At 50.5% G+C, this 14,773-nt stretch carries 14 protein-coding genes; 10 read left to right on the top strand and 4 right to left on the bottom strand.

Annotated features, from left to right (window positions below):
• The first annotated feature begins 1 nt into the window (after position 1).
• The 5 genes from FD28_RS03300 to topA all read left to right on the top strand — a co-directional run bounded on the left by FD28_RS03300 (position 2) and on the right by topA (position 5,078).
• The gene (locus FD28_RS03300; RefSeq protein ID WP_057732560.1) at positions 2-223 is read left to right on the top strand and encodes a YozE family protein; all 222 of its coding nucleotides are present in this window, start codon (positions 2-4) and stop codon (positions 221-223) included.
• A 46-nt stretch (positions 224-269) separates the two neighbouring features.
• Positions 270-1,133 carry a ribosome biogenesis GTPase YlqF gene (gene ylqF / locus FD28_RS03295; protein WP_057732558.1) on the top strand — a complete coding sequence of 288 codons (864 nt, stop codon included), beginning with the start codon at positions 270-272 and terminating at the stop codon, positions 1,131-1,133.
• Positions 1,123-1,911: a ribonuclease HII gene (locus FD28_RS03290; RefSeq protein WP_057732557.1), complete on the top strand. Its 789-nt coding sequence runs from the start codon at positions 1,123-1,125 to the stop codon at positions 1,909-1,911. The genes ylqF and FD28_RS03290 overlap by 11 nt, the downstream gene beginning before the upstream one ends.
• Before the next feature lie 28 nt (positions 1,912-1,939).
• On the top strand, positions 1,940-2,848 hold the full coding sequence (gene dprA, locus FD28_RS03285; protein WP_057732555.1) for a DNA-processing protein DprA: 909 nt from the start codon (positions 1,940-1,942) through the stop codon (positions 2,846-2,848).
• Between the two features lie 118 nt (positions 2,849-2,966).
• A complete protein-coding gene (gene topA, locus FD28_RS03280) occupies positions 2,967-5,078 on the top strand; it encodes a type I DNA topoisomerase (RefSeq protein WP_057732553.1) in 2,112 nt (703 codons plus the stop codon).
• 665 nt (positions 5,079-5,743) lie between these two features.
• On the opposite strand, the gene FD28_RS03275 is transcribed toward topA, so the two are convergent.
• From FD28_RS03275 to FD28_RS03265, 3 genes are read right to left on the bottom strand one after another with little or no spacing between them, the layout of a single operon-like run.
• On the bottom strand, positions 5,744-6,415 hold the full coding sequence (locus tag FD28_RS03275; protein ID WP_057732551.1) for a chloramphenicol acetyltransferase: 672 nt from the start codon (positions 6,413-6,415) through the stop codon (positions 5,744-5,746).
• Positions 6,416-6,424: 9 nt separating this feature from the next.
• Entirely contained in the window at positions 6,425-6,754 is a 330-nt protein-coding gene (locus tag FD28_RS03270) for a GIY-YIG nuclease family protein (RefSeq protein WP_057732549.1), read from the bottom strand.
• A gap of 4 nt (positions 6,755-6,758) precedes the next feature.
• The gene (locus FD28_RS03265) at positions 6,759-7,511 is read right to left on the bottom strand and encodes a DUF2087 domain-containing protein (protein WP_057732547.1); all 753 of its coding nucleotides are present in this window, start codon (positions 7,509-7,511) and stop codon (positions 6,759-6,761) included.
• A gap of 300 nt (positions 7,512-7,811) precedes the next feature.
• On the opposite strand from FD28_RS03265, the gene xerC reads away from it, so the two are divergent.
• The 4 genes from xerC to FD28_RS03245 all read left to right on the top strand — a co-directional run bounded on the left by xerC (position 7,812) and on the right by FD28_RS03245 (position 11,802).
• Positions 7,812-8,720 (top strand): tyrosine recombinase XerC, encoded by a 909-nt coding sequence (xerC, locus tag FD28_RS03260; RefSeq protein WP_057732641.1) that lies wholly within the window; start codon positions 7,812-7,814, stop codon positions 8,718-8,720.
• A 13-nt stretch (positions 8,721-8,733) separates the two neighbouring features.
• Entirely contained in the window at positions 8,734-9,276 is a 543-nt protein-coding gene (gene hslV / locus FD28_RS03255; RefSeq protein ID WP_057732546.1) for an HslVU peptidase proteolytic subunit, read from the top strand.
• A gap of 22 nt (positions 9,277-9,298) precedes the next feature.
• The gene (gene hslU, locus FD28_RS03250; RefSeq protein WP_057732544.1) at positions 9,299-10,711 is read left to right on the top strand and encodes an ATP-dependent protease ATPase subunit HslU; all 1,413 of its coding nucleotides are present in this window, start codon (positions 9,299-9,301) and stop codon (positions 10,709-10,711) included.
• 215 nt (positions 10,712-10,926) lie between these two features.
• Complete coding sequence (locus FD28_RS03245; RefSeq protein WP_057732542.1) at positions 10,927-11,802, top strand: aldose 1-epimerase family protein; 876 nt, start codon at positions 10,927-10,929, stop codon at positions 11,800-11,802.
• A gap of 83 nt (positions 11,803-11,885) precedes the next feature.
• Here the strand turns inward: FD28_RS03245 and plsY are convergent, their stop codons facing one another.
• Complete coding sequence (plsY, locus tag FD28_RS03240; protein WP_057732540.1) at positions 11,886-12,509, bottom strand: glycerol-3-phosphate 1-O-acyltransferase PlsY; 624 nt, start codon at positions 12,507-12,509, stop codon at positions 11,886-11,888.
• A gap of 274 nt (positions 12,510-12,783) precedes the next feature.
• On the opposite strand from plsY, the gene parE reads away from it, so the two are divergent.
• The gene (parE, locus tag FD28_RS03235) at positions 12,784-14,760 is read left to right on the top strand and encodes a DNA topoisomerase IV subunit B (RefSeq protein WP_057732538.1); all 1,977 of its coding nucleotides are present in this window, start codon (positions 12,784-12,786) and stop codon (positions 14,758-14,760) included.
• Positions 14,761-14,773: the final 13 nt, after the last annotated feature.

Below are 14,773 nucleotides of genomic sequence, written 5' to 3'. Positions count from 1 at the left end.
CATGCCTAAGACGTTTTATCAATTTTTAATGACTCAGCGTAATCCTGAGAGTTACGATCCCATTGCCACCTTTGCGAACAATGCCTTTCTGGACAGTTCGTTTCCTAAGCAGGACACTGAGTTCGACTCTCTCTCAAAATATCTTGAAGAAAATGCCGCGTACCTGCCATCCATGACCATCTTTGATGATGCCTGGCAGATGTACCTGGCCGCGTTGGCTTAAAGCCACAGATTTAGAAGTAAAATCGTTATTTCCAAGGAGGAAATTTATGAGCATCATACAATGGTTCCCGGGACACATGGCGAAAGCAATTCGACAGATGGAAGAAAACGTCCATTTGGTCGACATTGTCTTTGAATTAGTCGATGCCCGCATTCCCGCGGCATCACGTAATCCCGAAGTGGCGCGAATTGCCAAGAACAAGCCACATTTGATTATTTTAACCAAGAAAGACTTGGCCGACCCGCAACAGACTGCTGCCTGGATGACTTACTATCGTGAGCATCAACAGCCTGCTATTGCCATTGACTCCCGCGCCAACGTTACCCCTAAACAAATCACCAAGATTGCTCTGAGCATTCTATCTGACAAGCTGGCCGCTGAACAGGCCAAAGGACTCAAGGAACGGCCCATGCGTGCCATGACTGTCGGTGTGCCTAACGTGGGGAAGTCCACACTGTTGAACCACTTAGTCAACCGTAAGGCCGCTCAGGTTGGCGATACGCCCGGGGTCACTAAGGGACAACAGTGGTTACGATCCAGCAAGCATTTGGAATTACTGGATACCCCCGGAATCCTCTGGCCCAAGTTCAAGGACCAGGAAACCGCTCAGAAACTGGCTTTGACCGGGGCAATTAAGGAAAAACTTTACGCCAAGGACGACGTTGCACTGTACGCCCTGAGTTTCTTCCGTAAATATCATGCATCAGCGTTACTGGAACGTTACCACCTCAATGACGCCGACCTCGAGCTGAGTGATATCGACTTGTTGTTGAAGATTACCCAAAAGGTGGGTATGCGCGATGACTATGAACGGGCCAGTGAACGCCTCATTTTAGATGCTCGGCGGAAAAAGCTCGGCGGTTTCACCCTAGACCGGGCACCCTTAACTGGTGATTCTGGTGAGCAGTAAACAGCCAAGTCTAGCCACCCTTCGACAAACACTAGCAGATGTCACTGATCCGGAGGACCCCCGTCTCGTCACGTTAGCGGCTGATTCCCGCAAAGGGGCCCAAGGACTCCTAAAACAGATTAGACGACGCTTAGACAAGCAGGCAGCCGCTGAAATGGCCTTCCAAGAGCGCTTACACTATGAACGTGACCTGTGGGCAACTGGCAAACGCGTTGCCGGTATCGATGAGGTGGGACGGGGACCATTAGCCGGACCAGTTGTGACCAGTGCCGTGATCTTGCCGCACGATTTCGATATTCCACTCGTCAACGATTCCAAGCAACTGACGCCCAAGGAACGGGAACGCTTGTATCCCTTGATTCTGGCACAAGCTACGGCCGTCAGTATCGGGATTGGGAGCAGTGACCTCATCGATCAGATCAATATCTATCAGGCGACCCGGGTGGCCATGCAGCGTGCCGTCTTGGGATTAGGTGTGGCCCCGCAGCATCTGATTGTCGATGCCATGCAGATTCCGGTTGATCTGCCACAGACACGACTGATCAAGGGGGACGCGAAGAGTGCCAGCGTTGCCGCGGCGAGCATCGTGGCCAAGGTTTACCGGGACCACCTCATGGACACGTACGACCGGCTGTATCCGGGCTACGGTTTCAAAAAAAATGCCGGTTACGGAACGGCTGAACACCTTGCGGGACTTGCGGACCGGGGGGTAACCCCCATTCACCGTAAAACTTTTTCACCGGTACAAAAAATAATTGTCGCACAATCACGGAGTTAGTCTAAAAGAGGACTAGGAGGTTGTTTTCATGCAACTGACACTTCGTGATTTTTTCATGCGTATAAATCTAGTAACCGGCGTTGGTCAACGAACGGCCAATGCTTGCTGGCGCTGGCTCGTCATCCACCCGGAAGTTCAAATTATTGACTCACGCGTCGTTACACGACTGGCGCGTGAGCTGGACCTCAACGCGGTTGTGACTGCAGCGCTGCAATTAGAACTATTTAGTCGGGATATGAATGACACGGTTACGGAAAATTTAACGCACAGCGGTTGTCTAACGATTGCCGATGCCGCTTATCCCGAACAGCTGAAGGAGACGTACGCACCGCCGTTAGCGTTGTACTTTTTGGGTGATCTACGCCGGCTAAATGCGCCGCAACTGGCGGTCGTGGGTTCCCGTCATCCCACCAATTATGCCTTACGGGCGATGCGGCTTTTGTTACCGGACGTGGTTGAGCACCGGGTTTGTCTCGTTTCCGGTCTGGCGCAAGGCGTCGATACGCTCACCCATCAGGTGGCCCTGGCACATCGTGGCACCACGATTGCCGTCATTGGTACGGGCCTGGATAAATGTTATCCCGCAGCCAACCGGGCTCTCATGACCACTTTAGCGCATCATCAGTTGGTTTTATCGGAATATCCCTGGGGAACCAAGGGCGCCCGGCATCATTTTCCAGAACGTAATCGCATCATTGCGGGCTTGTCGCAGAGTGTGCTGGTTGTGGAGGCTGCCCACCATTCAGGCAGTCTGATTACGGCTAATATTGCGTTGCAGGAGAATCGAAATGTGCTCGCCGTTCCGGGGACGATTGACGGTAAAAATTCGGTTGGTACCAACGAACTTATTTTAGCTGGTGCGAAACCAATCTTGAATTCTGAACATATAATGGAAGAACTTTTAGTTGACAAGTTACCCTCACTTGAAATACCATGAGTGGGATTATAGTGAAAAAATTAGCGAACAACGTGTTCGTCGTAAAAACAAGTAAGTAGGCGTAAGGACTCGCATTCGGCGGGGCTTTACCACCTACCAACCGAGGGAGTAATGTGATTTGCCGACTAAGTCAAAAGCGAAAGCTAGTACAAAGAAGCGGCGGAAACCGCAAAAAAAATTAGTTATCGTGGAATCACCGGCTAAAGCCAAGACGATTGAAAAATATTTAGGCCGGACCTATAAGGTTGTGCCAAGTCTGGGCCACGTCAGAGATTTACCTAAGAGTTCGATGGGAATCGACTTCGATAACAACTACGACCCGCATTACATTTCCATTCGGGGTAAGGGTGACGTCATCAAAGGGTTACGTTCCGAAGCCAAGAAGGCGAAGGCCGTTTACCTCGCATCTGACCCTGACCGTGAAGGTGAATCAATCGCCTGGCATTTAGCGCACATTCTGAATCTGGATGTCACGGACAAGAACCGGGTTACCTTTAACGAAATCACCAAGGATGCCGTTAAGGAAGCATTTAAGACACCGCGGACCATTGATATGAACCTGGTTAACGCGCAACAGGCGCGGCGGATTCTGGACCGGTTGGTGGGGTATTCAATCTCACCACTCCTCTGGAAAAAGGTTAAAAAGGGCCTCAGTGCGGGTCGGGTTCAGTCCATTGCCTTGTCCTTAATCTTGGAACGTGAAAATGAAATCAAGGCCTTCCAACCGGAAGAATACTGGACCATTGACGCAGACTTCAAGAAGTCACGTCACACGTTTGGCGCTAGTTTCTACGGGTTAAGTGGCAAAAAGGCCGGTTTGAAGGATAATGCCGCCGTTCAAGATGTTCTGGCTAAGCTGGATAAAAAGGGCGACTTTGACATCACCAATGTGGTTCGTAAGGAACGGAAGCGATCCCCACAACCACCATTTACCACGAGTTCCATGCAACAAGATGCTAACCGGAAGCTGAACTTTAGAACGCGGAAGACCATGATGGCCGCCCAACAGCTCTATGAAGGAATCAACCTGGGTAAGGAAGGGACGCAAGGGCTCATTACCTATATGCGGACCGACTCGACTCGGATCTCCAGTATTGCCAAGCATGAGGCCTCAACGTTCATTCACGAAAAGTACGGGGCCGAATACGCGGCCACCAAGCCGATCAAGGGTAAGTTGCCTGAAGGGGCGCAAGATGCCCATGAAGCCATTCGGCCAACCTCCGTTTTCCGAACGCCAGCTAGCTTAAAGGAACGGTTGAATAAGGATCAGTTCCGGCTGTATCAATTGATTTGGAACCGCTTCGTTGCGAGCCAGATGACCAACGCTATCATGGATACCATGGCCGTAACGTTGGAACAAAATGGCGTAACGTTCCGGGCAAATGGCTCAAAGATGAAGTTTGAAGGGTTCTTGAAGATTTACAAGGACGGTAAGGAAAAGGATAACTTATTGCCTGACCTTGAGATTGGTGACCAAGTCAAATTGGCTAAGACCGATCCGGCCCAACACTTCACGCAGCCGCCTGCACGGTATTCCGAAGCCAACCTGATCAAGGCACTGGAAGAAAACGGTGTCGGTCGGCCATCGACCTACGCCCCAACCTTGGATACGATCCAACGCCGGTACTACGTTAAATTAGTCGGCCGGCGGTTTGAACCCACTGAACTGGGTGAAATCGTGGATAAGATCATCAAGGACTACTTCCCAGACATCGTTGACGTTGGCTTTACGGCTGACCTCGAAGGGGAACTGGACAGTGTTGAAGAAGGTAAGCAGGACTGGGTCAAGGTCATCGATAACTTCTACAAGCCCTTCTCAACGGAAGTGGCTCACGCCGAAGATGCGATTGAAAAGATTCAGATCCGTGATGAACCTGCTGGCTTCGACTGTGATATCTGTGGTGCACCAATGGTCATCAAGATGGGGCGTTACGGGAAGTTCTACGCTTGTTCTCGGTTCCCTGATTGCCGCAATACGAAACCCATCGTGAAGGAAATCGGGGTCGTTTGTCCCGTCTGCCATAAGGGTCAGGTCATCGAACGGAAGTCCAAGAAGAACCGGATCTTCTATGGCTGCTCACGCTATCCTGACTGTGACTTCGTGTCATGGGATAAGCCAGTCGGTCGTGATTGCCCTAAGGACGGTCACTACTTGGTTGCCAAGAAGATTCGTGGCGGTGTTCAAATCGTTTGTCCAAACGGCGATTACGAAGAAGCTCCACAAAAGTAAACTAGAATCTGTTTTACCGGGTGTCGGTCCTTTCGAGGATTGGCACTTTTTTGATGGGTTCTGGCTTTCAAAGATGGTCCTGGACACCGTGGTCAATTTTCTACGCCGCTACTTATACTAACGAAATAATTGGAAGTTCAGTCTCACTTTTTTGATCATTTTCGTATCACCCCCTAATCGGTGCATCCCCTACAGCAATCAAAAGGCTATCATGTGGGGACTCACAAGACGATAAAGCGCCCCAAGTTCTGACGGCTATGTCAGGGCTTGGGGCGTTTTATTAAACCGGATTTGTAGACTTATATAACCCGGTGAAACCTATTGAATCCTGGTCAACGTTGATAATTGACCCGTTCCTGAACCCAAGTTTGGCTCACCCATGGATACAAAGTTGCAATTGATCACGATCAAGACTGAAGGCCACCACAATTCGTTATGGATAACCGTCAAACTTAACCGGAGGCGGCTAGAGATGGAGGCAGCCGTGGCAACGGTGTTAGCCGAGAATCGGCTTACAGCGTGGGACGTGTTTGGCTTCAAACCGAGCCGGAGGACCGCTCTTCAGGCCGCAGGCGGTCCCACAGCAGCCGGAATCTCTGGCAGCCGCAGGTGGATGCTTACCTCTCAACCTAGCACCATAAAGTTTTTGTTCAGTCTAGAAAGTTTTAACTCGCCAACCAAACTTCCGGATGATCAAAAGCCAACTGAACCTGTTCCAAAAATTGACTGACGTGGTAACCATCCGCGACCGCATGATGAATGGTAACGGATAGGGGCATTTGCCAACGCTTGGCTTCCAGCTCATACTTGCCCGCCTGGATGATCGGAAAGTACGTGTTGAGTGGCGTAAACGGTAACGGGGTGTAGCTGGTGAAGTGCGTCCAGGGAATGCTACCAATCATGTAGACGTTGCCACTCTGTGGGGCTTTAGGCATCGGCGTGCGTTGATCACCATACGTCGCCAGGTCAGCGAGGTAGTTGCGATGAAACTGTTGAAAGTCTGGATCATACGCGGTCCAAAGGCTAGAAATACTGTGGTCATCCGTGTGCATCACAGAATAGGAGGGGTGTAGCACCTCGTAGCGAATGAGCTGCCCCTTTTCGGTACGACCAATCCGGAATTCCGGGGTCTGGGCGATCACCTTGGAGACCAAGTAGAGGTAGGCCGCGTTGAATTTCAGGTCGCGCGCCGCTAACCATTCCTTAGTCGCCGTGACGTCGATGTCAACGTTTAACGTAAACCCGGTCGGCATCATTTTGGTAAAGTAGTAAAAATAGTCGCGCCGTGACCAGGTCGTCTGGTCAATCGGCATGCTGTTGGTATTTAAAATGGTCATATTAGCTCCTTAATGTTGATTGTAAGCGGGGTGGCATTTCTCCAGCCACTCGACCTTGAGATCCTTGAGTGCCTGTCGAAGATTGTCGGTCTCACTGGTATCCGCCTTCCAGAGAACACGGTAACTGAAGGCCGCAGCGCCCAGCCGATTCCAATCCGCTTGTAGGTCAGTGTCGTGATAAAAGTTGCCGTTCAGATTCGTCTGGTAATAGCCCCAGCGATTGTGAACGTTGCGGGCGACATCGATAAAGGTCTTGCCATTCTGGTCATTTTTGATCTCGATGACGCCGTAAAATGTAGGTGCTGCCTTATACTGTTGCATCAATTCTTTACGATTCATGAGTCTACTCCTTATAGCTAGGGTTACGCCAATAGTCGCGCCCACCATCCGTCCGCCGCAAGAAACCATAGTCGACGAGATAACGGCGCAATAGCGGAAAGTCGGCGTAAATGGGTTTTAACTGGTCCGTTAATTCGCGCTCGGTGAAGTGTTGGTCGGCTGGTAAAGTCGCGGTGATCCGCTTTAACACGGCCAGAATGGCCTTTTGGTGTTTCGGCCATCTAGCCAGTCGTAGCGGGTCAGTGGTCGTGAAATACTTGGCAACCAGTTGCGTATATTCGGCGATTGTGATCGCAAAACGGTCATCCTCCATACCCGACTGTTCGGGCAGACGGACCAATTCATCGGCACTCGTTGGCCGATTGAAGACCTGCTCGTAGATGGCAAGGTACAGTTTAGCCTGTTTGGCCTTCTCACGGAAGGTGAATTTTTGATGGCGAACGGTAGCGGCGGCAACGTCCATCTGTTTGGCGATGGTGGCATCTTTAGCCCCCATTGCAAACGCAGACAGCAGGGCCCGTTGCTTCTCCGTTAGCGTGTTGTACTTGCTATCGGTGCGAATCAGCTCGTCAATGGCTTGTGGGTGAACCGTCGCCAGGTGATACTGGATCATCTTGGCTGCCGGATAAAATCCGTCGCCCACAGGAAAGACTTGATCGTCAGCAAACGTCGCGTCACAGTAGTTGCAGACCAGGGCCGTATCGGTATGATGCCAGCCTTGCTCGATCTCAGTTAACGTCAACTCTAGTAAATTCATGCGTGATCCCTCCAGTGATGACTACTTTACAAATGTTTATTGATTCTGTCAACACTTATTTTTAACATTATCGTCTTGGTATTCAAATTATAAAGGTCATAATCAGCGATGGACTGTTGCTAACATTTCCCTAACGTGTTTATTATTTTGATAAACTAGGACGTGGTTATCGGCAATTTCAACTGGGACCATGACATTTTCGCCGCCGTTTTTGATGAGTTAGTTGAGTTTTGAGGGTGTGTTTGCTAGCATTAACACGTACAGGAGGTGTCAGCCGTGGCTTCAGCAGTCGCACAATTCATGACGTATCTGCAGGGGGAACGGCAGTATTCTCCTGAAACCGTGAAAGCTTATCAGGAGGACTTGGCTGAATTCAGTCACTTTCTCCGGGATAACGGCGGTGAGAAGCCGTGGACTCAGATTGATCAACTTGATGTCGAGGTTTATCTGAGCGATCTTTACGATCACCACTACGCCCGAACCACCATTGCCCGTAAGCTTTCCACGTTGCGCTCGTTTTACAACTTTTTGATGAGTAATGGGTTGGCGAAGGACGATCCATTTGCCTACGTCCAACTCAAACATCATCAGAATCACTTGCCACGTTTCTTTTACGAGCGAGAAATGACGGCGCTGTTTACCGCAGCCGCCGGAAATGCTAACCAGCAGTTGGCGACGCGAGACTCTGCCGTATTGGAAGTGCTCTACGGCACGGGCATTCGGGTGAGTGAATGCGTCAATCTGACGTTGCGTGACGTGGACTTTGACAACCGCATCATGTTGATTCATGGGAAGGGAAATAAGGAGCGTTATGTGCCGTTTGGCCATTACGCGAGCGATGCCCTGGAAACTTACTTTACGGCTGCCAGAACGCCCTTGATGACCAAGTATCATCAGCAGCATGACTTTGTGTTTATCAATTCACGGGGTGCACAACTGACAACGGCAGGGGTGACTTATCTGTTAAATCAGATCATTAAGCGCAGTAGTCTCACCAGTGAGATTCATCCCCATATGCTCCGCCACACGTTTGCCACACACTTACTCAACAACGGTGCTGATCTGCGGTCGGTTCAGGAACTTCTGGGACACAGCAGTCTCTCAACGACTCAGATATACACGCACGTGACGCGGGAACACCTACAGCGAGACTATCGCCAATTCTTCCCGCGTGCGACTGAAGACAAGGATCAACCGAAACAATCATAAGGAGATTATAACTATGCCAGTAAAATTTGAAGCAACGACCATCTGTGCGGTACGCCACAACGGTCACAACGCGATGGCCGGAGACGGTCAGGTTACGATGGGTGAAAAGGTCATCATGAAGGGAACCGCCCACAAGATTCGGCGGATTTACAACAATCAGGTGGTTGTGGGCTTTGCCGGCAGTGTGGCCGACGCCTTCAACCTTGAAGAAAAATTCGAAGGACAACTCAACGAATACAGTGGTAATTTGCAACGGGCAGCCGTTGAATTGGCTAAGCAGTGGCGTTCCGACCAAGCCCTGCAAAAGCTCGAAGCCTTACTGATCGTGATGGACAAGGACGAAATGCTCCTGGTTTCCGGGTCCGGTGAAGTCATTGCACCCGATGATGACATTCTGGCCATTGGTTCCGGTGGGAACTTCGCCCTGGCTGCCGCCACGGCTTTGCACCACCATGCCACGGACATGAGCGCTAAGGAAATCGCGGAAAGCGCCATTCACATTGCCGGGGGTATTGATATCTTTACGAACGAAAACGTTATTTCTGAAGAACTTTAACTTAAAATTGGAGGACTGAACAGTGGACGCAATTAATAAAACACCTAAAGAGATTGTGGGCTTACTCGATCAATACGTGATCGGCCAAGATGAAGCCAAAAAGGCGATTGCCATTGCCTTACGGAACCGTTACCGGCGCATGCAACTCGATGCCGCCATGCAAGAAGAAATTTCACCTAAAAACATGCTGATGATCGGACCAACCGGGGTCGGGAAAACGGAAATTGCCCGTCGGTTAGCGAAGATTGTTCATGCACCATTCACCAAGGTGGAAGCTAGCAAGTTCACTGAAGTGGGTTACGTCGGTCGTGACGTTGAATCCATGGTTCGTGACCTGGTCGAAGTCTCCGTTGCGATGGAGAAGCAAGACCAGTTTAAGAACGTGCGCACGGATGCGACCCAGGCGGCCAACAAGCGCCTGGTTAAGCTGTTAGCACCCGCTAAGAAGAAGGAAAACAAGAATAACAACGACTTCTCCAACATGATGAACATGTTCTCTCAAATGCAAAATGGACAAATGCCCACGGCGCCGAGCGAACAAGAAGAAGTGACCGATGAGATTCGTAACGAACGGTTATCCTTGACGGAACAACTCAACCAAGGCTTACTGGAGAATCACACCGTTGAACTCGAAATGGACGATCCTCAACAAGCAAACGCAACGGACAATAACATGTTGGGCCAAATGGGAATCGATTTGAACGATACCTTAGGGTCTATCATGCCTAAGAAGCGTATTAAGCGAACGGTCACGGTTGCTGAAGCCCGGGAAATCTTGGTTAGTGAAGAATCTGAAAAGCTCGTGAACAACGCTGACATCAATCATGATGCCATCATGCGAGCCGAAAACACAGGGATCATTTTCCTTGATGAAATCGACAAGATTACCAAGGGGAGTGGCCAAAATAGCGGCGACGTTTCCCGTGAAGGGGTCCAACGTGATATCCTGCCAATCGTCGAAGGAACCCAGGTTAAGACCAAGTACGGCACGATCGACACCGATCACATTCTCTTCATTGCAGCTGGTGCCTTCGCCGAATCCAAGCCAAGCGACCTGATTGCTGAATTGCAAGGCCGTTTCCCAATTCGGGTTGAGCTAAATGACCTCAGCAAGGACGATTTCGTGCGGATTCTGACGGAGCCCAACAACGCCTTAATCAAGCAATACATTGCCTTGATTGGGACCGACAATGTTAAGGTGACCTTCACCATGGAAGCCATTGAACGCATTGCGGGTCTAGCCTTTGAATTGAATCACGAGAACCAAAACATTGGGGCTCGGCGCCTGCAAACCGTTCTTGAAAAACTCCTGGAAGATCTGCTCTACGAGGGGCCTGACATGGGAACCGGTGACGTGACGATTACCGAAAGTTACGTCAACGACAAGATCGGCGACATCGTTCAAAACAAAGATTTATCACGGTACATCCTATAAACAGATGTGGGGGCCAGGGCAGTTGTCTTGGCTCTTTTGCGTGGCGTAAGGTATGATAAGATTGGATGACTTAAAGATGGAGGACTCATGCTTTAGGGGTAGTTCCCTTTCGAAATTAGACCATTATCGGCAGGGCTTCAGTGTGGATAGTGGCAGCAACTGAAGGCACGTTATACCAATTGCAAGTGTCGAAGAATTAAGTGGGAGGAATTTTCATGATCACGTTGAAGAACGACTATCTGACGGTGCAAATCAACCCGTTGGGAGCCGAATTAACCAGTGTTAAGGATAACGAAACCGGCTTAGAGTATATGTGGCAGGCGGATAAGGCCTTTTGGGGCCGGCACGCACCCATTCTCTTTCCCATTGTCGGTCGGCTACAAGACAATCAGTATCGGTTAAATGACCAGACGTACCACATGACACAGCATGGGTTCGCGCGGGATCGTGAGTTCACTGTCATTGATCAGACGACTACTCAGGTTAGTCTGGAACTCGCTGCGGACAAACAAACCAAGGCCCTGTATCCATTGGACTTCATTCTGACCTTGTCTTATGAGTTAGTTGACCATCAACTCAAGGTTAATGCCACGGTTACCAATCCAGCCGAAACAGAAATGGTGTTCTCGTTTGGGGCCCATCCCGGGTTCAACCTGCCATTAGGTGGGGCGATGGCCGATTTCACGGATTATCACGTGACGGTTTCGCCGAAGCAGATCTATCAACGCGTCCCACTGGTCGGCCCTTACAGCGATACCCAACATGCCGTACCGTTGGATCTCAAACAACCACTGCAGCTGAACCACGACCTCTTTGACCACGACGCCCAGGTGCTGACGCTGGATAACCACGAGACCACGGTTATGCTCAGCACGCCGGCCGACGACCATGGGATTGCCCTGACGGTGGCTGCGCCTTACTTGGGCATTTGGTCACCTTACCCGAAGCAGGCGCCGTTCGTGTGCCTCGAACCTTGGTGGGGACTGGCTGACGATGTCCAAGCGACCGGTGATCTAACCAGTAAGGTGGCAATTCAAAGATTGGCCGCCAAAGCGTCATTTAAAGCCGGTTACCAAATCACTTACTTTTAAACTACCGGGTCCAATTAACCCCATTATTTTTCGCAAATAAAAAGGCTCCCAACGATGATGACCGTTGAGAGCCTTCCGTGTTCTTATTTTGCTTGACGTTTATGATAGCCGTGACCAAATGGCACCATGGATTCCGTCCCGTTCTTAATCCGGGTAATGTTGGTCCGATGCCGATAAAAGACAAAAATCGTGAGGACCAAGGCAATCCCCGTCAGGTACCAATCGTGAAACCCTAACGAGATGAGGGTGATCAACGAGAAGGCCACCATACTGGCCAGACTCACCATGCTGGTCCAGTAGATGAGGCTCACCCACAAACCCGCCGCAATCACAAACATGATGGGGTTATAAGCCAGTAGCATCCCCGCAGAAGTGGCGACTGCCTTGCCACCCTTGAAATGATCAAAGATCGAAACGGTATGTCCCAAGACGGCGAATAAGCCGAATAAGAGCGGCGTCGCAGTTCCTAAGACCGTAGTCACGTGACCCCAAGTTGGCAATAGGGTTGCGACCGTTCCCTTGGCAATATCGAGGACCATGACCACTGTTCCGGCATAGGGTCCCAGTACCCGGTAAGTATTGGTCGTCCCAATGTTACCAGAGCCGGCTTGCCGAATGTCGGTATGGAAGAAGGTCTTACCCACCCAGACGCCATTTGGAATGGCACCCAAGAGGTAGGCCACAATGAGTAACCCAATTAATTTCACACGTAATTCCTCCGCTCTTTCTCCCGACGGCAATCACCCAAAGGCTGGTCGCCGTCACTAATAAGCTGCTCTATATTTTAGCATGTTTTAACCGTTCCGCCAATTATATCAGGAAAGTAGCCAGTTTTTAGTTTCCTGTGGTATGATAATGTGGTTACTGAAAACCCGCCCCATGCGATTTGGACCATTCATTTGAACATACGTTCGCATTGCGGTAAACTAAAGGGTATCGTAAAGTTAATTTGAAACTAGTAAAAGTAAAGGGGATTTACGCATGGCGAAAGCAAAACCTAAATATGACGATTCCTCCATCCAGGTTTTGGAGGGATTGGAAGCTGTCCGTAAACGTCCTGGGATGTATATCGGCTCCACTGATGGCCGGGGGCTTCACCACTTGGTCTATGAAATTGTCGATAACGCCGTTGATGAAGCACTGGCCGGATACGGTAAGGAAATCAACGTTACCATCCACCAGGACAATAGCATCACGGTCGTGGACCATGGTCGGGGTATGCCCGTGGGTATGCACGCCTCTGGGATTCCGACGCCAGAAGTTATCCTGACGGTGCTTCATGCCGGGGGTAAATTTGGTCAAGGTGGTTACAAGACCTCTGGTGGTCTACATGGTGTGGGGGCCTCTGTCGTCAACGCACTGTCTAGCTCACTAACCGTTACTATCGTGCGTGACGGCGTGCGCTATCAGGAAAAGTTCGCCAAGGGGGGGCATCCCCAGGGGACGCTGGAAAAGAAGGGCAATACCCGTGCCCATAACGGGACCACGATTACCTTCAAACCAGATAGCCAAATTTTCACAACCACAGTGTATAACTTCGGGACATTATCCGAACGGCTCCGAGAGTCTGCCTTCCTGCTGAAGGGCGTTAAGATTACCCTGACCGACGAACGTGAGGGTCAGGAAAAGGCCGAAGAATATCATTTTGAAGACGGTATCAAGGAGTTCGTTAGCTATCTAAACGAAGACAAGGATACCCTCGGCGACGTGATGTACTTTGACGGTAAGAAGGATGGCATTGAAGTCGAGGTTGCCGCACAATACAATGACGGCTACACCGAAAACCTTCTGTCCTTCGTCAACAACGTGCGCACCAAGGATGGTGGGACTCACGAAGTTGGTATGCGGAGTGGGTGGACCAAGGCCTTCAACGAATACGCGCGTAAAGTGGGTCTGCTCAAGGATCGCGATAAGAACCTTGAAGGAACCGATGTGCGTGAAGGTCTCTCTGCCGTAATTTCCCTGCGGATTCCGGAAAACCTGCTGCAGTTTGAAGGGCAGACCAAGGAAAAGCTGGGGACGCCAGAAGCACGAGCCACCGTTGACAGCATTATCAGCGAACAATTGGGCTACTACCTCATGGAAAACGGTGACTTTGGGAAGATGTTGATTCGGAAGTCGACCCAGGCGCGCCAAGCCCGTGAAGCCGCTCGTAAAGCCCGTGACGAAAGCCGTAACGGCAAACGCCATAAGAAACACGAGCGTCTGCTTTCGGGTAAGTTGACACCCGCCCAATCCAAGAACGCCGCTAAGAATGAGCTCTTCCTAGTCGAAGGGGATTCTGCCGGTGGTTCCGCTAAGCAGGGTCGTAACCGAAAGTTTCAGGCGATCCTGCCACTACGGGGGAAAGTGCTGAACACTGAAAAGGCCAAGCTGCCCGATATCATGAAAAACGAAGAAATCAGTACCATGATCTACACGATTGGTGCCGGCGTGGGTGCTGAATTTAATATTGAAGATGCCAATTACGATAAGATTATCATCATGACCGATGCCGATGATGACGGTGCGCACATTCAGATTCTGCTGCTCACCTTCTTCTACAAGTACATGCGGCCCATGATTGATGCTGGTCGGGTTTACATTGCCCTGCCACCCCTGTATCGCATCAAGACGACGGGCAAGAATTCCACGATTGAATACGCCTGGACGAACGATGAGCTCGATCAGAAGACCAAGAAGATTGCCAAGCACGGCTATAACCTGCAACGATTCAAGGGGTTAGGTGAAATGGATGCTGAACAACTCTGGGATACCACGATGGACCCTGATAAGCGGACACTGATTCGGGTTCAGATTGACGATGCGGCTCTGGCTGAACGTCGGGTCACCACCTTAATGGGCGACAAGGTTGAGCCTCGCCGGAAATGGATCGAAAACAACGTGCAGTTTACGCTGGAAGACGATAATACGAGCCTGCTGGAGTCTTCGGAACCTGCAGAGCCAACGGATAAATAACCGGTGAAAGGAG

Origin of the sequence: Levilactobacillus hammesii DSM 16381, assembly GCF_001434395.1 — a bacterium.
GTDB classification, from domain to species: domain Bacteria; phylum Bacillota; class Bacilli; order Lactobacillales; family Lactobacillaceae; genus Levilactobacillus; species Levilactobacillus hammesii.
This window is presented reverse-complemented; position numbering and strand designations above follow the sequence as displayed.